Annotated in this window: 10 protein-coding genes; 9 read left to right on the plus strand and 1 reads right to left on the minus strand. The window is 74.6% G+C overall.

Going from position 1 to position 20,090, the window contains the following annotated elements; all coding sequences use genetic code 11:
* The first annotated feature begins 2 nt into the window (after positions 1 to 2).
* The 9 genes from OHA86_RS04865 to OHA86_RS04905 all read left to right on the plus strand — a co-directional run bounded on the left by OHA86_RS04865 (position 3) and on the right by OHA86_RS04905 (position 17,679).
* Positions 3 to 1,682 carry a phytoene desaturase family protein gene (locus OHA86_RS04865; protein WP_443071636.1) on the plus strand — a complete coding sequence of 560 codons (1,680 nt, stop codon included), beginning with the start codon at positions 3 to 5 and terminating at the stop codon, positions 1,680 to 1,682.
* Positions 1,683 to 1,738: 56 nt separating this feature from the next.
* The gene (locus OHA86_RS04870) at positions 1,739 to 2,971 is read left to right on the plus strand and encodes a cytochrome P450 (RefSeq protein ID WP_329172796.1); all 1,233 of its coding nucleotides are present in this window, start codon (positions 1,739 to 1,741) and stop codon (positions 2,969 to 2,971) included.
* A 189-nt stretch (positions 2,972 to 3,160) separates the two neighbouring features.
* Positions 3,161 to 4,027, plus strand: a complete 867-nt coding sequence (locus tag OHA86_RS04875) for a DUF4132 domain-containing protein (RefSeq protein WP_329172798.1) — start codon at positions 3,161 to 3,163, stop codon at positions 4,025 to 4,027.
* A complete protein-coding gene (locus OHA86_RS04880) occupies positions 4,024 to 8,931 on the plus strand; it encodes a DNA-binding protein (RefSeq protein WP_329172800.1) in 4,908 nt (1,635 codons plus the stop codon). Before OHA86_RS04875 ends, OHA86_RS04880 begins: the two co-directional genes overlap by 4 nt.
* Before the next feature lie 88 nt (positions 8,932 to 9,019).
* Complete coding sequence (locus OHA86_RS04885; protein ID WP_329172801.1) at positions 9,020 to 10,180, plus strand: ATP-binding protein; 1,161 nt, start codon at positions 9,020 to 9,022, stop codon at positions 10,178 to 10,180.
* Positions 10,177 to 13,869, plus strand: coding sequence for a DUF5682 family protein (locus OHA86_RS04890; protein WP_329172803.1), 3,693 nt, complete (start codon positions 10,177 to 10,179; stop codon positions 13,867 to 13,869). Before OHA86_RS04885 ends, OHA86_RS04890 begins: the two co-directional genes overlap by 4 nt.
* Positions 13,866 to 15,731, plus strand: a complete 1,866-nt coding sequence (locus OHA86_RS04895) for a hypothetical protein (protein ID WP_329172805.1) — start codon at positions 13,866 to 13,868, stop codon at positions 15,729 to 15,731. The genes OHA86_RS04890 and OHA86_RS04895 overlap by 4 nt, the downstream gene beginning before the upstream one ends.
* A 268-nt stretch (positions 15,732 to 15,999) precedes the next feature.
* Positions 16,000 to 16,323, plus strand: a complete 324-nt coding sequence (locus OHA86_RS04900; protein ID WP_329172807.1) for a hypothetical protein — start codon at positions 16,000 to 16,002, stop codon at positions 16,321 to 16,323.
* A gap of 78 nt (positions 16,324 to 16,401) precedes the next feature.
* Positions 16,402 to 17,679, plus strand: coding sequence for a glutathionylspermidine synthase family protein (locus OHA86_RS04905; RefSeq protein WP_329172808.1), 1,278 nt, complete (start codon positions 16,402 to 16,404; stop codon positions 17,677 to 17,679).
* A 37-nt stretch (positions 17,680 to 17,716) separates the two neighbouring features.
* Here OHA86_RS04905 and OHA86_RS04910 read toward each other — a convergent pair whose 3' ends face one another.
* Positions 17,717 to 19,930: an MMPL family transporter gene (locus OHA86_RS04910; protein WP_329172809.1), complete on the minus strand. Its 2,214-nt coding sequence runs from the start codon at positions 19,928 to 19,930 to the stop codon at positions 17,717 to 17,719.
* Positions 19,931 to 20,090: the final 160 nt, after the last annotated feature.

Consider the following 20,090-nt stretch of genomic DNA (forward strand, 5'->3'; position numbering starts at 1 on the left):
AGATGACCACCACGACGGCGGACACCCGCAGAAACAGCATGATCATCATCGGCGGCGGGCTCGGCGGCCTGTCCACCGGCGCCTACGGCCAGATGAACGGCTACCGCACCCAGGTCTTCGAGATGCACGAGATCCCGGGCGGCTGCTGCACCGGCTGGGGCCGCGGCGACTTCACCTTCGACGCCTGCGTCAGCTGGCTGCTCGGCAACGGCCCGGGCAACGAGATGCACCAGATCTGGCTCGAACTCGGAGCGCTCCAGGGCAAGGAGATGCGCCACTTCGACGTCTTCAACACCGTACGCGGCCAGGACGGCCGCACCGTCTACTTCTACTGCGACCCCGACCGGCTCGAAGCCCACCTGGTGTCCCTGTCCCCGCCCGATGCCCGCGCCATCCGCTCCTTCTGCAAGGGCCTGCGCAAATTCATCGCCTGCCTGCCCTCCTACCCCTTCCTCACCCCGGTGCCGCTGATGAGCCGCCGGGAGCGCTGGCGGATGCTGGCCGGGTTCCTGCCGTACTTCAACCTCTTCCGCACCTCCATGTCGGTGCTGATGGCCGAGTATTCGACCCGCTTCAAGGACCCGCTGCTGAAAGAGGCCTTCAACTACGTCCTGTACGAGAAGCACCCGGGTTTCCCCGTCCTGCCCTTCTACTTCCAGATGGCCGCGCAGGCCCACCGTTCCGCGGGGGTGCCCGAAGGCGGCTCGCTGGAGCTGGCGCGCTCCATCGAGCGGCGCTATCTGCGGCTCGGCGGCCGGATCACGTACAACTCCCTGGTCGAGGAGATCCTGGTCAAGGACGACCGGGCGGTCGGGGTACGCCTCTCCGACGGCAGCCGGCACTACGCCGACATCGTGGTTTCGGCCTGCGACGGCCCCAGCACCTTGCTGAAACTGCTCGGCGGGCGCTACCTCGACGGCGAGTACGGCACCCTCTACCGCGAGACGCTGCACCGGCCCGGCATGGTCTTCCCCGGCTACACCAGCATCTTCCTCGGCCTGCGCCGCTCCTACCCGGATGCCGACCCCACCACCACCCACCTGCTGGACGAGGCGACCGCCTCCCGGCTGACCGGCATCCGCCATCCGAGCCTCAACGTGCAGTTCCGCAGCCACTTCTACCCCGAGCTGTCGCCCCGGGACACCACCGTCATCTACGCCACCTACTTCTCCGACACCGCCCCCTGGCGGGAGCTCGCCGAGGGACCCGAACGCCTCAGCCGGGCCCGCAGGGGAACCGAGCTGCACACCCTGCCGGTCCGGCGCGGCAAGGCGTACACCCTCGCCAAGCGGCGCACCAGGGACGCCGTCATCGACTTCCTCGAAGAGCTCTATCCGGGGCTCAGGGTCTCCATCGCGGTACGGGACACCTGCACCCCCCTCACCCAGATCCGCTACACCGGCAGCTTCGAGGGCACCTTCCTGGGCTGGCAGCCCTTCGTGGAGAGCGGCGAGGCGATGGAGGAGCTGGTCAAGAAGAACGGCCCCGTCCTGCCCGGCCTGGAGAACTTCTACCTCTCCGGGGTGTGGGCCACCACCGGCGGCCTCATCCGCGCCGCAGCCGCCGGGCGCCAGGTCATGCAGTTCATCTGCCGGGACGACGGGATCGACTTCACCGCCGCCCTCGACACGAGCGCCCCCCTGCCGACCCATGTGGACATCCCCGTCGGCCCGCACCGCTGAGCCCGTACCGCTCCCGCCCACGCCACTTCGTCCCGCACCACCGAGAAAGGCACCCCGTGACCGCGCCCCCCCATGCCGCCGGCCTCTCCCCCGAGCCGCTCGCGTACCCCTTCTGGACCACCGAGGGGCTCGGCCTCCCGGACGGATACCGGCAGTTGCGCGACCGGCCGCCCACCCGTGTCCGGCTGCCGTACGGAGACGACGCCTGGCTCGCCACGCGCTACGACGACGTGCGGGCCATCCTGTCGGATCCCCGGTTCAGCCTGGCGGAGGCCCTGCACCGCGACCAGCCCCGCATCGGCCCCATGCCCCGGGCGGGCGGCGGCCTCATCGCCCTCGACGCCCCGCGCCACACCCAGTTGCGCGCGCTGCTGGCCAAGGAGTTCACCGCCCGCCGCATCGAACGGCTCCGCGACCGCATCCAGCGGGTGGCCGACGCCCTCATCGACTCGATGACGGCCGCCGGCCCGCCGTCCGACCTGGTCGAGGACCTGGCCTTCCCGCTGCCCATGACCCTGATCTGCGAAATCACCGGAGTGCCCGAGCCGGACCAGGCCGCCGTGCGGGCGTGGGCGGACACCGTGTGCTCGGGAAGGGTCACGCCCGAGATCGTCCAGCGGCACGCCGAGGACTTCTTCGGCCGTATGCACGGCTGGATCGAGGCACGGCGCCGCGCCCCCGCGGACGACCTGATCACCGTGCTGGTACGGGCCTGCGACAACGGGGACCTCACGCAGGACGAGCTGACGGGGCTGGCCAACGAACTGCTCATCGGCGGCTTCGTCACCACCACCAACCAGATCGCCAACTTCTTCGCGGTCCTGCTGCTTCCCGGGGAGGCGGGGGCCGGCGGCCCCGACCTGCTGGCGGCCGTCCGGGACCGGCCCGAGCTGATTCCGCGGGCCGTCGAGGAACTCCTGCGCTACGTGCCCCTGCTCAACGGTCTCACCCTGCCGCGCTACGCCACCGAGGACCTCGAACTGGGCGGTGTCCCGGTCCGGGCCGGTGAGGCGGTCGTGGTCTCCCAGGCCGCCGCCAACCACGACCCCAAGGTCTTCTCCTCCCCCGACCGCATCGCCCTGGACCGCCCCGGCACCCCGCACATCAGCTTCGGCCACGGCATCCACTACTGCCTGGGCGCGCACCTGGCACGGCTCGAACTCCAGGTGGCCCTGGAGCGTGTGACGACCCGGCTGCCCGGCCTGCGGCTCGCCGCCCCGGAGGCGGATCTCAGCTGGCGCTCCAAGGAGTTCTTCAGCGGCCTGCGGGCACTGCCGGTGGCCTGGTAGCCGCCCCGGGCACCGGGCCCGCAGGACAGCCACCCCACCACCGCCGGCGCGCGGTCCGCCGACCGCCCGGCTGTGTTGTCAGTGGCCGCCGCTAACGTTCCGCACATAGTCGCACTCGGTCCGGGAGGACGTCCCTGGCCGAGCTGCGCTCTCATCGTGTGTTCTTGATGACGCGGAAGGCTGTGGCACGTGGGTTGGCTGTCGGCGGGTGACGGGTACGAAGTCGCTCTGGTGGAAGGGCGAATAGCGGCGCGCGCCACCTCGGGGAGGTCGGCGGGGCGGCAGTTGAAGTCGCTGCCGCGCACGCTCAAGGACCACCCGGAGGTGGACCGGCTGCGGCGGTTCGCCGAATGGCTCGACCGGCACGCCGCCGCGTGTGTCGCGCAGGCCGACGCGTGGATGGTGTCCTCGCTGCCCGTGCCCACCGGGCTGCTGGCCCGGGTGTGGCCCGACGAGGCCTGGCAGTGCGCGCTGCGCGATCTGGCCGTGGTCGGCGACGACCCGGACGAGGTGGGCTTCCTGCGCGGCGCCACCGAGGCCGGCGAGCTGCAAGTGGTGAATCTGGACGGCGAGACCGTCCGGATGGCCCCGCGCACGGTGACGCTGCCCCACCCGGTGCTGCTGCCGGACCTCGACGACCTGCGCGAATTCGCGGCCGAACTGGGCATCGCCCAGCGCGTCGAGCAGATCCACCGGGCGATGTGGCGCCGGCCCGCGGACCTCGACGCGGAGTCCACCGAGGTGCGGGAGTTCGCCGGGGGCTCGTTCCGCTCCCGCTTCGCGCTCGCCGCGCGCGCGAGTTCGCTGGGCTACCGGGTGTCCGGGGGTTACGCGACGACCCGGGTGCGGGACGGCGGGCGCACCGTCGAGGGCTGTGTGTGGATCGGCGAGCCGTACTGGGAGGACACGGTCGAGACCGGCGGACTCACCTGGCAGGACCGCGACGGCCGCGCCCTGCCGCTGCGCGAGGTGGGTCCTGTGGCCTGGTCGGAGGGGATGCGGATGGCGGCGGCGCTGTACGCCGGCCGCGAGATCGAGAAGGGCAAGAACGCATGAGCGGGGGAACGCAGGTGTCGTACGAGGAGCTGCTGACGGCGGGCGCGGTGCTGCCGCCCGACGTGCCGGAGGCCGGTGAGCGGGGGGTGCCGCTGACGGCGCGGACGTACCGTCACCCGGGCCTCGACGACCGGGTGGTGGTGCGTCTGGTGGCCGGCGAGCTGGGCGCGGCGGAGGACCTGGCCGCCGGATTCCTCGGCCTGGCGCAGGACGCCGAGCCGGTCGTGGTCGGGTTCGGGCTGCGCCAGTCGCTGGGCTTCCCCGAATGGGTGCTGGTGCACCACCCGCAGGACGGGCACCACGCCCTGGGCGTCGTGCCGGACCTGGAGCGGGCGGCCCGGCAGGCCAGGTCCCGCCCGAAGGCCGCGCTGGACGCCTTCGTCGAACTCGGCGAGCGGCTGGCGGCCTCGGTGCCGCACTTCCTGCCGACGTATTACGAGCAGGCCGGGCGGGTGTTCCTCGCGGAGGAGAACACCACCTACGCGGCCCAGCTGTTCACCCGCGCCCGCAAGGCCGAGGCGGAACACGGACTGGAGGTCCAGGAGGAGCGGCTGGACGCCGTGTTCCTGGAGTTCGCGCTGGCCGGCGCCCTCCCGGTGACGGTGCTGTCCGCCTACGCGAAGGAACTGGCGGCGCAGGTGCCGCCCGAGGAGGCGCTGCGGCGCTTCACCACCTTGTGCCTGCGCCGCACGGCGGGCGGGCTGCCGCCGTCCGCGCGGATGGCGACCGACCTGCGCAAGCTGGCCCGGGCCGCCGGCCGGGACGCGAATCTCACCGAGCAGGAGTATCTGGCCGAACTCCTGCGCCTGCCGGCCACGCTGCGGGCGGCGACCAGCTGGTGGAAGGGGCACCGTACAGCGCTGGTCGCGCTGGCCGGGCGCGAGCCGCACGTCCGCGGCCTCCTGCTGGACGTGATCCCGGCCGGCCAGGACAGCGAGATGCCGGCGCTGTGGCTGGGGCTGCTGGCGGACTGCGGTGCCACGGCGGGCCTGTGGGACACGTCCCTGCCCGGCGAGCAGCGCCCGCGCGACGGGGCGGCGGGCTGGCTCCAGAGGTTCCAGACCCACCGTGAGCGGGCCCGTTCATGGCGGGAGTCCGGCCGGATGCCCGAGCTGTACCCGCTGGTGGTGCGGACCGCGGATCTACTGCGGGCCGAACTCGCCGCCTCGGGCGGCGCGTTGAAGGTCCTGCACGATCTCGACCTGATCGACCTGCTGCTGTCCCTGGACATTGCGGTGGCCGCCCCGGAGAAGAACGACGTCCTGCTCCTGACCCAATGGGCGCTCGGCGAGGGACAGCGCGACCTCGTACGGCTGGCGGCCGACGCCCGCTTCCACGACGCCTTCCGGCGCGGCGCGGAGCGGTTCGGCAGCGACGACCGCACACTGCGCGCGATCAGGCTGCTGGCGGCCTCGCCTGGCGGCAGCCCGCTGCTCGCGGACTGGGTGCGCTCCGTCGTACGGCGCTTCACCGCGGTCGGTCTGCCCCAGCTGCCCGAGGCGCTCGCACGGCTGAAATGGCTGCCCGCCGAGGCGCTGGCGCTGGCCGAGGAGGAGGTCCGCGAGGCCGCGGGCACCGACCTCGCCCCGGTGCTCCAGCGCACCCTGCGGGCCGGGCTCTTCGACGAACTCGGCTGGCCCGCCTGGGAGGAGGCGGTCGGCGCCCTCGTCCCCCAGGCCGATATCGAGGACGTGATCGTCGCCGACGCCTGGCCCCACCTCATCGTGGCGGGCGCGGCCCAGGCCCGGGTGATCGGCGCCGAGGGCACCGTCCTGACCCACGACCTGCGGATCCCGGCGAACAGCGGCACGGGCGATCCCGGGTTCCACTACGTGGACGGGGAACTCCTCGTCCACTGGAGCGACGGCAGCGGCGGCCTGCGCGGCTACTGGCACACCCGGGCCGACCGCCCGCAGCCCCTGGAGGGCGCCCGGAGCACCCGGGGCGTCCGGATGGACTGGTACCAGGCCGATATGCCGGTCACGCTGCCCCTGCCCGGCGGCGGCAGGACCACCGGCGGCGGCGTCCTGCACGCGGGCGACACCACCGTGCCCCCCGAGCGGCACGTGCTCTGCGACGGCGTCTCGTACTGGGTGTGGCACGCGGAGAGCGAGGCGGAACAGGCGCGCGGCTGGTACGAGTACGACCCGGTGACCGGTGAGCGGGGCCGGATGAGCAAGCCCGCCTTCCTCGCCGACGCGCTGCGCGACGCCCCCGAGGGCAGCAGCTTCGAGGGCGGCCGGCTGCGCCCCTCGCCGACGTCCGGCGCCGGACCCGCCTGCGCGCCCGTGGACGGCCTGGTCGGCCTGCGCGTGGTGCAGTCGCCCGACGGTTACGTGCGTGCGCGGGATCTCGCCGGGCACACCGCCACCCTGCCCGCGAACTCCGGCCGGCCCGCAGCGCTCGTGGTCTTCCCCGGCGCCGCACAGGCGCATGCCGTCGTCCGCAACAGCTGGCAGCTCGCCGTCGTGGACACCGACGGCGTCATCACCTCGGTGGCCAAGACCGACCGCGCGCCCGGTGTCTTCGGCGAGGGCTCGCTGCTGCTGCCGCCTGTGCAGTTCTGGGAGTGCCTGACGGCCCGCGACCCGGAGGGTTCCGCGGCACTGCGGCAGCTCGACCGGGACACCGCGGCGGCCCTGCTCACGGCCGCCGCGGACGAGGACAAGGAGGCGCTGCCCGACGCGATCCGCTCCCTCCTCCCGGTCACCCACAGCGCGCTGGTCTCCGGGATCGCCGGGGTCGTGCGCCACGCGGCCGGTCAGCGGGCCGTCCTGGACGCGGCGGCGGACCGGCTCACCCGCGCCCTCGACGGCGGCCTGGAGGACACCGGCCCGGCCGGACCCGCGGACGCCGTCCTCCTGGACGCCATGAACGGCCTCGGCGATTCGTCCGGCCACTGGTGGAACCGCGACGACGAGGCCGACACCGTCTTCCGCACCCTGCGCGAGATGAAGCGGGCGGGCAGCGGCCCGGGCGCCGAGGAGGCGGGACAGACCGCGCGGCTCCACCTGGACGGCCGTCAGCTGCCCTTCGGCCGGCCCGGACTGGGGGCACTGCTCGACCGCGCCGCGGCCCTGGCCTTCCGGGCGGCGGCCGGTACCACCGCCGAGGACCACCGCACGGCGCTGTGCGCGCTGCTCGCCGAGTTCGACGCGCTGGGCCTGGTGCCGAACGCCCGGGCCGCGCACTGGCGCAAGGTGGACCTGCACCTGGCGGCCGGTCCGCTGCGCACCCCGTCGGGCGAGTGGCGCGACGGCGCGTGGTACGGGCTGCTGCCGCTGGGCGGCGGTTCCTTCGTCGCCCTGGTGGCACGCGGCTCGCAGGACGACGACGGCTGCGTGTTCAGCGGGTACTTCCACGACCCGGCCGGGCGCTTCGAGACACCCGCGCCCTACACCCTGCGGGCGTCGGCGCCGCTGGGCGCGGACGGGGAGGCGGACCGTATCAGCGCCTTCCTCCGGGAGCTGGCCGCGCGCGGACCGGCGCCCTGGTTCCCGCGGGCGGCCGAGGAATTCGCCCGCCTGACCGGCGTCACCGAGACCGCGGCCCGGCTCATCGTGGCCGGACTGCCGCAGGTAGACGCCTCCGAGCGGGCGTTCCTCAGCGCGGAGGCGCGCGAGGCGATCGGCGTGAAGGCGGCTCCTGCGGCCGTCGCGAAGGACGATCTGCAAGGCGTCGACCCCGCGATCCGCGCCGCGGTCGTGGCCGCGCTGCTGCCCGCCGAGCCGGCCCGGCTGTGGACCGAGGGACCCGACTGGTCCGCCGCCGCCGAGGTCTGGAATTCCCGGGTGGGCCGGCGCACCGCCGTGCCCGAGGAATTGCTCAGCGACGCGGTACGCGTGTTCAGGCGGGGGCGGTACGAGGTCCGCCGGATCCTGCCCGCGCTGCTGCACCCGGCCGGCGAGCCCCAGCTCAGCCGGGACCTGGAGTGGGCGGTCGACGGGGACCGGGTCAAGCCCGTGGGCAAGGACACGGCCGGATTCACCGCGACGACGCTGGTCGGCTCCATCGGCCTCGCCGCCTGGCTCGCCCACCGGCTGCCCGCCGGCGACCCGATCCGCGCCGCGCTGCCCGCCGCGCTCGGCGCCGTGCACGACCGGCTCGCCCACCCCGGACTGGTGCTCGACCTCGGGCGGTACATCGGCCTCCCCGACTTCCGGAAGACCGCGGGAGCGCCCACCGAGGTCGGCAAGGGCTTCGAGCGGTACGGCGCGGTCATCCTCGCCACCCACGACGACCTGCCCTCCCCCGGTATCCGCGTCGCCCTGCTGGACGAGGCGGGCCAGGACCCGTATCTGCCCGCGCTCCGCGCCGACGGCGGGCGCCCCGACCCGGCGGAGGTGGCGCTGCGGCTGGCCCGCTCGGCCTCCTTCGCGGCCCTCCTCGCCGACCCGGGCGACCCGCGGGCGGGCGAGCGGGGCGCGGACGGCACGTGGTGGCCGCAGGACCCGGGCCGCTCGGTGCCGGATCTGGTGGCCGAGGCGGCCACGGAACACGGCGTCGGCGAGGACGCCGCGAGGCTCTATCTGATGCTGCTGGCCATGCCCGACCCGACCGACCGCATGACGGCCCGGTGGACGGGGTGGAAGCCGGCCCGGCTCAAGGCCGCCCGCGCCGAACTGGCCGCCACCGACCTGGTGGTGGAGGCCGTCCGCACCAGGGCCGGGCGCTCGCTCTTCCTGCCCGGTGGCTGGGTGGACCCGAAGGCACCGCACGTGCCGCTGGAGCGGTGGAAAGCGCCGCTGTTCCGCGACCTGCTGGCGGAGGAGGACGCGCTGCTGGGCGCGGTCGTGCCGACGGAACCGGCGGCGGAGCTGTACCGCAGGGCCTGGCAGCGGGTCCGCGAGGACGGCGGCCCCCGGTTCGAGGAGCTCAAGGTACGGCGGGGGCGCCGCCGCTGACGTACCCGCGGGGCGCCGGCCGCCATCGGCCGGCGCCCCGGCACCCCCTGCCACGACGACGCACCCGACCTGACGAACAAGGACACGCATGACCCCGACCGACACGGCGAGGACCCTCCCGGCCCGGCAGACGCTACCCGCCGAGGAGCGCCACGCCACCGAACTCGCCTTCCTCGCCGCCCACGACACGGGCCCCCGCCCGCCCGGCTGGCGGCTGACACCGCGCGCCGTGATCACCTTCGTCTGCGGCAGCGGCGGCGAGACGCTCAAGCTCCCCGAGCGGCACGGGACACTGCCGGACCGGCTGGCGATCACCCCCAAATTCGTCGGCGAACGCGCCCTGGTGGAGCGGTGCGTGGTCACCCTCGCGGGGGAACGCGGCCTGCTGCTGGTCGGCGAGCCCGGCACGGCCAAGTCGATGCTCTCAGAACTGCTGTCCGCCGCCGTCTGCGGCACCAGCGCGCTGACCGTCCAGGGCACCGCGGGCACCACCGAGGACGCCCTGCGCTACGGGTGGAACTACGCCCTGCTGCTCGCCCAGGGCCCCACCTCCGCGGCGCTCGTCGACTCCCCGGTGCTGGCCGCCATGCGTGCCGGGCGGGTGGCCCGCGTCGAGGAGATCACCCGCTGCCTGCCCGAAGTGCAGGACGCCCTGGTGTCGATCCTGTCCGACCGGCGGATGAGCGTGCCCGAGCTGTCCGGCACGGACGGCGCGCAGGTCGCGGCGGCCCCCGGCTTCACCGTCATCGCCACCGCCAACCTGCGCGACCGCGGCGTCTCGGAGATGTCCGCCGCGCTCAAGCGCCGCTTCAACTTCGAGACGGTGCACCCGATCGCCGACGTCGAGGCCGAGACCGCGCTCGTACGGCACCAGGCGGTGGCCGCCGTGGAAAGGGCGGGCGCCGCCTTCGGCGTCGACGACGCGGTCCTGGACGTCCTGGTCACCGTCTTCCGCGACCTGCGGGCCGGCCGGTCAGCGGAGGGCTGGGACGTGGAAAAGCCCGGCACGGTGATGTCCACGGCCGAGGCCGTACAGGTCGCCGTCTCCCTCGGGGTGGCCGCCGCCTACCTCCCGGGCGCCGACTCCCTCGACCTGGTCCCCGGCCACCTCCTGGGCGTCGTCCGCAAGGACGACCCGGCGGACCACGCCCGGCTCCTCGGCTACTGGGACGGCCCGGTGCGCCGCCGCGCCGAGGACGGTTCCGCGCTGTGGCGCCGGCTCTGGGACCTGCGGGAGAACCTCCGGTGACACACACCCCGGATCCACGGGCGGCCGTCACCGCCCTCGCCGGCTCCACGGAGCCGTATCTGCTGGGCGTCCGGCACCACAGCCCGGCGCTCGCGGCGGCGGTGCCCGCCCTGCTCGACGCCTCGGGGGCGGACGTGGTGTGCGTGGAACTGCCCGCCGACTTCGAGCGGTGGCTCACCCATCTGGCCGCGCCCGGCACCGTCGCACCGGTCGCCCTCGCCGGAGCGGACGGGAACGGGCGGCTCGGCTTCTACCCGTTCGCCGACTTCTCCCCCGAACTGGCCGCGGTCCGCTGGGCCCGCGAGCACGGGGCGGACGTCGTGTGCTGCGATCCGCCGATGTCCGACCCGGCGTGGAGCACGGACGGCCCCGTGCCGGCGCCGGTCCCGGCGCCCGACGCGCGGACCGCCTCCGCCGCAGTGACCGCCGCCGCGCACGATCCGGAGCGGAGCACGGACAGTCCCGTGCCCGTACCCCGCACGCGGACCGCCGTCGCCGCAGTGACCGGCGCCGCCCGGGCGACCGCCGCGCCCGCCTCATTCGCGACCGCGCTCGCCGCGTCCGGGACAGGCCGTGACGGTGACGACCTGTGGGACCGCTGCGTCGAGGTCCTCGCCCCCGGATCGGCGGCCGAGGCGATCCGCCGCGCCGCCCTCGGGGTCGGATGGGCGCTGCGCAGCGACGCCGCAGCCGCCGGGGGGATACCGGCGGTGGACCTGGCCCGCGAGGCGTACATGCGCCGGGCGATCGCGCGCGCCCAGGGTGGCGGGCGCCGGGTCGCCGCCGTCGTCGGCGCCTTCCACGCCCCGGCGCTGACCGGTGCAGCCACGGCTCCCGGCACGGACGCGGTGCCGGGAGCCGTGGCGGTGTCCGCGGCAACCGATTCCGACAGCGCCGCGGAGCACACGGGCGTCGTCACCTCCCTCGTGCCGTACGCCTTCGATCTCCTGGACTCCCGTTCCGGCTATCCGGCGGGGATCCGGGATCCGCGCTGGCAGCAGGCGGTGTTCGAGGCCGGCGGCGACCCCGAGCGGATCCGGGGCGCCGCCGCGCGGGCGATCACCGACGTGTGCCGTGAACTGCGCGCAGCCGGGCACCCCGCCGGTACGGGCGAGGCAGCCGAGACCCTGCGGATGGCCTGCGACCTCGCCGGGGTGCGCGGACTCGCCGCTCCGGGACGGGGCGAGGTCCTCGAAGCCCTCACGGCCGTGATGGGCCAGGGCGAGCCGCTCGGCCGCGGCCGGGCCCTCGCGCGAGCGCTCCAGGTGGTCCTGGTCGGCGCCGCCCGGGGCCGGATCGCGCCCGGCACACCGCGCTCCGGCCTCGGGCCGAGCGTGGAGGCGGAGGCCGCCGCGCTGAAGCTGCCGGGCCCTGACGACCCCGCCTCGCGCGAGGTGCGGCTCGACCCGCTGCGCTCCGCCCTGGACAGCCGCCGCGAGATCCTGCTCCAGCGCCTCGCCGTGTGCGGCACGGGATACGGCGAGGCCGTCACGGTGGCGGGTACGGGCGACGCGGCTGCCCTCACCACCCGGTGGCGCGTGTCGTGGACCCCGGCCGTCCCGGTACGGCTGGACCTGGCCGGGGTGAGGGGGGTGACCGCGGCCCTGGCCGCCGAGGGCACCCTGCGGGAGACCTTCCGGGGCCAGGCGGCGGACGGCGGCCCCACCTGCGCCGACGTCCTCGCGGCACTCGGCGCCGCCGCCCGCTGCGACCTGCCCGCCCTGGTGGAGGAGCGCCTGGCCGACGCCGCCGAACTGCTCCCCGCCGCCGCCACGCTCCCCGAACTCCTCGCCGCGCTCGACCTGTTGGAGGCGCTGCGCCGCGGCCATCTGCCCGGCACGACTCCCGGCAGCAGGCGGACCGCCGCCGAACTGGCCACCGACCTCATGGAGTCGGCGGTACGCGCCCTGCCCGGGCTGGTGGGCAGCGACCGGCCCGAGGACACCGCCGCGCTCATCGAACTGGCCTCGCGGGCCGGCGAACACCGCCTCGGACTGCGGATGAACGACGCCCTCGACACCCTCGCCCGCACCGGCTCCCCGCTGATCCAGGGCGCCGCGCTGGCCGCCCGGGTCCTGCTCGACCTCGACGACGCCGGCACCCTCGGCGCGCGTACGGCGGGCTGGATCGACACGGCCACCGGTCCCGAGGCACGGCGTGCGCTGAGCCGCCGGCTCTGCGGACTGCTCAGCGGCGCGTCCGCGCTGCTCCAGTCGGCCCCGGCGGCGGCCGACCCGCTCCTTGACCGCATCGACACACTCCCCGACCAGGGCTTCCTCGACCGGCTGCCGGCCCTGCGCGGGGGCTTCGACACGCTCAGCCCCGCGGGTCGCGACCGCCTGCTGCACACCGTGACCGAGCGGCTCGGCGACCGCCTCGACCTGTCGCTGGCGGCCGCGCCCCAGCTCCTCGCGCTGTGGACGGCCGCCGACGCGGAAGGATGTGCCGCCCTGCGCGCCCTGGGACTGCCCACGGGGACGGCCGACGCATCAGCCGGCGGCTCCCCGCCCGTCGCCTCGGCCGCACCACGCCCCGTGCGAGCGCCCGCCGCCACGGACGCCGCGCTCCGGATCGGCCCCGCCGACCGCTGGCGGCTGCTGCTCGGCCGGGAGAGCGAGCACCTCCCGCAGCACGCCCGCCGCTACGCGCACGCGCTGGACGAGCTGTACGGCACCGGTCGCGGTGAGGGTTCCGCGGACCTCGGCCGGGAAGCCGGCGGCCAGGGCGGCGGGCAGGACGCGTCCTTCCCGACGGCCCGCGAGTGGGCCGGGGAGTTGGAGGCGCTGTTCGGCGCCGAGGTGCGCGAGGAGGTCCTGGCCCGCGCCGCCGACCAGGGGCGTGCCGACGTGCTGGCCGAACTCGACCCCGCGGCGGTCCGCCCGTCGGTCGACCTGCTGACCTCCGTGCTGTCCCTCGCCGGCGGGATGCCGGAACAGCGGCTGGCCAGGCTCCGCCCGCTGGTGCGCCGCCTGGTCGACGAACTGGCCAAGGAGCTCGCCACCCGGATGCGCCCGGCCCTGACGGGGCTCGCGACACCGCGCCCCACCAGGCGTCCCGGCGGCCGGCTCGACCTGCCGCGCACCCTGCGGGCCAACCTCGCCCACGCGCGCAGAACGGCGGACGGGCGGACCGTGGTCGTACCGGAGCGGCCGGTGTTCAGCACCCGTTCGCGCAAGGAGGCGGACTGGCGCCTGGTCCTGGTGGTCGACGTGTCCGGGTCGATGGAGGCCTCCGTCGTCTGGTCGGCGCTGACCGCGGCCGTCCTGGGCGGTGTCCCCACCCTGTCCACGCACTTCCTCGCCTTCTCGACCGACGTGATCGACCTGACGGACCGGGTGGACGACCCCCTGTCGCTCCTGCTGGAGGTACGGGTCGGCGGCGGCACCCACATCGCGGCCGGGCTCGCCCACGCCCGCTCGCTGGTCACCGTGCCCAGCCGGACCCTCGTGGTGGTGGTGAGCGACTTCGAGGAGGGCTACCCGCTGGGCGGACTCCTCGGCGAGGTGAGGGCGATGGCGGCCTCCGGGGTGCATCTGATGGGGTGCGCCGCCCTGGACGACACCGGCGCCCCGCGCTATTCGGTGCCCGTCGCCCAGCAGCTCGCCGCGGCCGGTATGCCCGTCGCCGCGCTCAGTCCCCTCGCCCTCGCCCGCTGGGTGGGCGACCGCCTCCGCGGAGAGGTCCGATGAACCCCGAACTGCCCCCGGTGGCCCCCGATGTGGTCGCCTCAGCCGTCGAGACACTGACCTCCCGGCTGCGCAAGAAGCTGGACGCCGCGATCGAGTCGTACGCGGCCGTGCCGGTGGTGGCCGACGGCGCCCTGCGGCGGGTGCGGTGCGGACAGGACGCCGAGGTCACGCTCACGCCAGGCCCCTCCGGCGCGGTCACGGACGCGGACCAGGCGGTGTGCAGCTGCCTGCTCGCGCCCCGGTGTCTTCACCGGGCCGCCGTCCTGAGCGCGTGCCCGGTCGCCGACGCGGAGGCGGTGCCCGCTTCCGAGGGCGACAGCGCGCCGCAGGGCACGGCGGGGCAGGCGGGCGGCGAGCCCGGCGCTGCCGCGGGGGCCGATGAGGAGCCCGTGGCGCTCACCGCTGCCCAGGTGGCCGCCGCGGCCGAACTGTGGGCCGCCGCCGCGGCCGTGCTCACCGCCGGGGTGCCGGCCGCGGGCGCTGTTCCGCAGGCCGAGCTGCTGCGGGCCGCGCACACCGCCCGGGTGGCCGGGCTGCACCGCGCCGAGGCAGCCGCCCTGCGGGTCCTGCGCGGGCTGCGTGGCGCGCGCGCCCGCCACGACGGCCACCGGCTGGCCGACCTGGTGGCGAATCTGCGGGAACTCCTGCTCACCACCGCCCTGTTGGGCAGCCCCGCCCCGCAGCACGCGCTGGTCGGCACCGCCCGCCGCGCCTACCGCCCGGCCGGCGGCCTGCGGGTCCACGGGGTGTGCAGGGAACCGGTGATCGCGGCCACCGGCTACGGAGGTGTCGTCACCCATCTCGTCTCCGAGGACGGGCGCTGGTTCTCCGTCGCCGACGTCAAGCCCGGCGGACCGGCCCGCGCGAAGGGCGCGGCCACGGCCACCGTGGCGCTCGGCTCGGGAAGCCTCGACCATTCCCAGCTCTCCCGCGGCGGACTGCTGATCTCCGGCGCGACGGTCTCTTCCGACGGCCGTCTCGGCGCGGGCAAGGGGGTGCGGGCCACGGCGGTCAGCGGCCTGCCGTGGACGTCGGGGCCGCTTGCCGCGCTGTTCGCACGTCCCCTGGGCGAGGCCGTCGCCGAACGGCTCGCCGCGGCTCCGGGGGCCGACCCGGAACGGGCCGGGCAGGCGGAGCGCGAGCTGGTCGGGTGCGACCTGCTGCTCGTCGGGGCGGCGGGCGATCAGCTGATCGCCCGGGAGCTGCTGCCCGGACGGCCGGACACGGAGGGCCTGCTGATCCGGCTGGCCCCGTCCAACGGCCATCCCGACCTCGCCCATACGGCCAACTTCCGCCGGCTCGCGTCCCGTCCGGGGCTGAGGCTGCGTGCGATCGGCCGTCTGGACCCCGACCGCGCCGCGACGCTGCGCCCGCTCGCGGTCGCCCCGCTGCCCGACACCGAGGCGACGTTGCGGCTGCCCGCGGACTGGCAGGGCCGCGCCGACCTGGGCTACGACCGTCTGGAGGGCGTCCACCTCCCGCCGCCCGACGTCGTGCCCGCCCCGGACGACCTGGGCGGCGTGCCTTCCGACCCGCTGGCGCAGGCCCCCCTGTGGCGGCTTCGGCGGCTGGTCGACGTCGCGGTGTCGGGTGGCCGCCGAGCCGTCGCCGAGCCCGCGCGCGACGGCGACCGGAGCGGCGGCGGGGCGGCGCTGCGCCGCGGCGGCTTCGGTACGGCCGCGGACCTGGCGGCCGGCCTCACCGCCGAGGCCGACCGGCGTACCCGGGACGTCTTCGGCCGCACCGGCGAGGCCGACCCCGACAGCTACGCGCGGGCCTGGCTCGCCTCGGCCGTCTATCTGGCCGGTGTGGAGCGGGCGTTGGTACGGGCCACCTGGCAGCCGGAGCCCGCAGGGCCGTGAACCGCACCCCGGGCGAAGCGGCCGGCGGACCGGCCTGCGGCCGCCGGGCCGCGCCTTCGCCCCCGTGGTTCCTTGTCGCGGCGCCCGTGCGACCATGCCCCTTGCGGCGGGGCCGGGGAGCCGGAGGCCGGTTCCGGGGTGCCGCCGCGCGAAAAGGCTCCGACTGCGCCCGCCGTCCGCGGGTATCCGCCGTCGAGTAGGCACAGTGGCCGCGCCGCAGCCGGGGTGACCGGCCGGGCCGGGGCCGCACGGGGGAAGGGAATGATCGATGGCATCGCAGGAACGCAGGCTCCGTTCGGGAGTCGTGATGCTGGGGAGTGTGGGGCTGCTCGCGGCCACCCTCGTCTCGTGCTCCTCGGGCGGCCCGGACAAGCGGTGCGTCGACCCGACGACGTACAAGAAGCTCAACGACCGCGACTGCCACGACGGCGGCCCGGGCCGCTACTACTACGGCGGTTCGGTGAAGAACGGCAAGGTGTCCGGGGGCGGCTTCGACAAGTCCGCGGTCAAGCGCGGCGGTTTCGGCGGCGGGTCCGGTGGCGGCAAGGGCGGCGACGGCGGCGAGGGCGGGCACGGCTCCGGCGGGAGCTGACGGCGGCTCAGCGGCACACGCACCCGCACACGCACACGCACCAGGACAACGGACACAGGTATCAGGGGGGTTCGCCGTATGCGGCGGCACACGATCGCACCGCGGCCGCAGTGGCAGCGCATCGTCGAGGAGCAGGGGGTGGTGTATCCGCTGACCCGGCACCCGGACGGCGTGCTGCGTCCGTACTGGGACGAGAGCGCCTACTACGCCTTCACGCTGCCGGAGGTCGAGGCGCTGGAAGCCGTGGTGGAGGAGCTGCACCGGCTGTGCCTGGACGCCGCCGCGCACATGGTGGCGGAGGATCGTTTCGCCGACCTCGGCATCACCGACCGCGGGCTCGTCGCACGGATCGTCGAGTCATGGCGCCGCCGCGACGAACTGCCCTCCCTGTACGGGCGGTTCGACCTGCGCTACGGCGGCGGCGCCGAGTCGGGCACGGCGGCGGAGTCCGTCAAGCTGCTGGAGTACAACGCCGATACGCCGACCTCACTCGTCGAGGCGGCTGCCGCCCAGTGGTTCTGGCTGGAGGACCGCTTCCCCAGTGCCGACCAGTGGAATTCGCTGCACGACCGGCTCGTGGCGCGCTGGCGCGAGCAGGCGGGCCTTCTGCCGCCGGGGCCGGTGCACTTCGCGCACACCCAGGCCGATGAGATCGGCGAGGACCTGATGACCGTGGCGTATCTGCGCGAGACCGCCGAGCAGGCCGGCCTGGAGACCGTCGCGCTGGCCGTCGAGGACATCGGCTGGGACGGGCTGTCGGAGCGGTTCGTCGACGAGCAACTGCGCTTCATCCGGAGCTGCTTCAAGCTCTACCCGTGGGAATGGCTCGCGACCGACGCGTTCGGCCCGCACGTGCTGGCCACCCTCGACAACGGCGGCGGCACCGGCAGCACCTGCTGGATCGAGCCCGCGTGGAAGATGCTGCTGTCCAACAAGGCGCTGCTGGCGATCCTGTGGGAGCGCAATCCCGGTCATCCCCACCTGCTCCCCGCCTACCTGGACGGCCCGCGCGAACTCGCCACCGGCGCGGGCTATGTGGCCAAGCCGCTTTTCGGGCGCGAGGGTGCGGGCATCACGGTGCACGAAGCGGTGCGCGAGCCGGTTCCCGCCGTAAAGCCGGACGGGTCGGCGCCCGAGCCCCCGCCCGCGGGCTCCGGCGCCGCCTCCGCCGCCCCCGCCGACTCGGCGGAGGGCACCTGCTACCAGCAGTTGGCTCCGCTGCCCGTCTTCGACGGCAACCATGTCGTCCTCGGCGCCTGGGTGGTGGGCGACGAGGCGGCCGGGCTCGGCATCCGCGAGTCCGCCGGCCTGGTCACGGACGCCTACGCGCGGTTCCTGCCGCACATCATCGTGTGAGGGCGGCGGAAGGCGGCCCCGGCCAGGACCGCGCAGGTCACGGCCCGGTCCGGGTCTGGCCGCCGGCGCGCGGGAGCTTGCCGCTGGCGAGGTCGTGTTCGAGGCGCTGCCCCTCGATGTCGGGGTCGGGGATGTGCCGGGAGAACCACTGGGGGTGGTACCAGAGCTTGGCGCGGACGATCGCCATGACGGCCGGGACCAGGGTGAGCCGGACCACGAAGGCGTCGAGGAAGACGCCGGCCGCGAAGCTGAAACCGATCGCCTTGATGGTCGGGTCGTTGGTGAACATGAAGGCCACGAAGATGAAGAACATGATCAGTGCCGCGGCCGTGACGACCCGGGCCGACACCCCCGTGCCGCGCTCGACGGCCCGCAGGGCGTCGCCGTTCTTGGTGTAGTCCTCCTTGACCCGGGAGACGACGAAGACCTCGTAGTCGCTGGACAGTCCGAAGATGATCGCCAGCATGATGATCGGCAGGAAGCTGATCGTCTCGGCCGGGGTGATCCCGAAGACATGGCGGCCCCAGCCCCACTGGAAGACCGCCACCTGTGCGCCGAGGGCCGCCGACATCGACAGCAGGAAGCCCAGGATCGACTTGACCGGCACCAGGATGGTCCGGAAGGCGAAGGTCAGCAGGATGAAGGCCAGGCCGACCACCACGACCAGGAAGACCGGCAGCGCGCTGGAGAGCTTGGCGGACACGTCGATGTTGGACGCGGTGGTGCCGCCGACCAGGATCCGCGTGCCGGTGGTGCCCTCGATCGACGCCCGGTCGCGGCGCAGCCGGTGCACGAGCGAGGCGGTGGACGGGTCGTTCGGCCCGGACCTGGGGATCAGCCGGACCAGCGAGGTGCCGTTCTTCGCGGTCACCGGCGTCACCTGCTGGACGTCGGATTCCTTCGCCAGCGCGCCCGTGATGCTCAGGGTGTCCGAGGGCTGCCGGACGTCCTGGACGACGATCAGCAGCGCGCCGTTGAACCCGGCGCCGAAGCCCTCGGTGGTCAGGTCGTACGCCTTGCGCTGGGTGTTGCTCGTCGGCTTCGACGCACCGCTGGGCAGGCCGAGCCGGATACTGAGGGCCGGGATCGCGAGGAGGCCGAGCAGGACGACGCCGCCGGCGAGCATGACGATCCGGCGGCGTACGACCAGCCGGGCCCAGCGGGCGCCGGCCGGGCTGCCCGGATCGGCGGCGGACCTGCGGGCGACCCGCTCGACGTGCTTGCCCAGCAGCGGCAAACGGGTGAAGGTGGCCACCTTGACCCCGGCGAAGCCGAGCACCGCGGGCAGGAACGTCAGGGCGATGAGCAGCGCGACGGTGACGGACGCCGCCGCGGCGAGGCCCATCACCGTCAGGAACGGGATGCCCACCACGGTCAGGCCGCACAGCGCGATGATCACCGTGAGAGCGGCGAAGACCACGGAGCTGCCCGCCGTGCCCATGGCCAGCGGCACCGACTCCTCGGGCGTCATGCCGTTGAGCAGGTTGGTGCGGTGGCGGTAGAGGATGAAGACGCCGTAGTCGATGCCGCAGGACAGGCCGAGCATCAGCGCGACCGTCGTCGACGCCGACGCGATCGTCACCACGGACGCGACGGCCGTGACGCCCATCAGGGTGGTGATCACCCCGATGATCGCGCCCAGGATGGGCATGCCGGCCGCCGCGAAGGCCCCGAAGGTGATCATCAGGATGATGAACGCGACGATCAGGCCCGCCAGTTCCGGCAGCTCGGAGACCACCAGCCGCCAGCCGGGATAGACGCTGCCGTTGTACTCCACCTGGACGCCGGCGGCCCGCACCGGTTTCATGGCGTCCTTGACCTGGTCGAGGTTGGCGTCCTTGACGTCGGCCGGCTGCGCCGTCCACTGCACCTGCCCGAGGGCGATCTGCCCGCTCTTCGAGACCAGTCCGCTCGCGTACGGAGCCACGACGGTGGAGACCTGGGGCACGGACCTGAGCTTGCCGAGGGCCGCCGTGATCACGCCTTTGAGCGCCGGGTCGGTGACTTTCGCGCTGCCGTGGGTGGCGAACACGATCGTGCTCTGGCCGCCGCCGAAGGCCGGCAGCTTGGCCTTGAGGACGTTGGACGCGTTCTGCGACTCGGTGCCCGGGATGGTGAAGTTGTCATTGGTCTTGCCGCCGCTGGCCTGGCCGATGGCGATGGCGGCCACGGCAGCTGCGAGCCATAGCGCCAGGACCAGCCTCCGCCTCCGGTAGGCGAACTGGGCAAGTCGGTAGAGATAGCTCGACATGGGTACATACTGCACGAATCGCGCGATCCGGCCCCTTTGCACTCGCGGCCCGGCGGGGTCGCCGTCGCGCCGGCCGCGACTCCGGTGATCGAAGGCCACCCGGTGTTCGAGATTGATTACCTCACCGTCGAACACGCGGAAATCTATGTCGGCTGGAGTA

The organism is Streptomyces sp. NBC_01477, from assembly GCF_036227245.1.
Lineage (GTDB): Bacteria > Actinomycetota > Actinomycetes > Streptomycetales > Streptomycetaceae > Actinacidiphila.

Bases quoted from the DNA above. Each gene is read 5' to 3' on its own strand.
- OHA86_RS04900 (WP_329172807.1), top strand. From the start codon at position 16,000: ATGGCATCGCAGGAACGCAGGCTCCGTTCGGGAGTCGTGATGCTGGGG.
- OHA86_RS04885 (WP_329172801.1), top strand. From the start codon at position 9,020: ATGACCCCGACCGACACGGCGAGGACCCTCCCGGCCCGGCAGACGCTA.
- OHA86_RS04895 (WP_329172805.1), top strand. From the start codon at position 13,866: ATGAACCCCGAACTGCCCCCGGTGGCCCCCGATGTGGTCGCCTCAGCC.
- OHA86_RS04910 (WP_329172809.1), bottom strand. From the start codon at position 19,930: ATGTCGAGCTATCTCTACCGACTTGCCCAGTTCGCCTACCGGAGGCGG.
- OHA86_RS04880 (WP_329172800.1), top strand. From the start codon at position 4,024: ATGAGCGGGGGAACGCAGGTGTCGTACGAGGAGCTGCTGACGGCGGGC.
- OHA86_RS04865 (WP_443071636.1), top strand. From the start codon at position 3: ATGACCACCACGACGGCGGACACCCGCAGAAACAGCATGATCATCATC.
- OHA86_RS04905 (WP_329172808.1), top strand. From the start codon at position 16,402: ATGCGGCGGCACACGATCGCACCGCGGCCGCAGTGGCAGCGCATCGTC.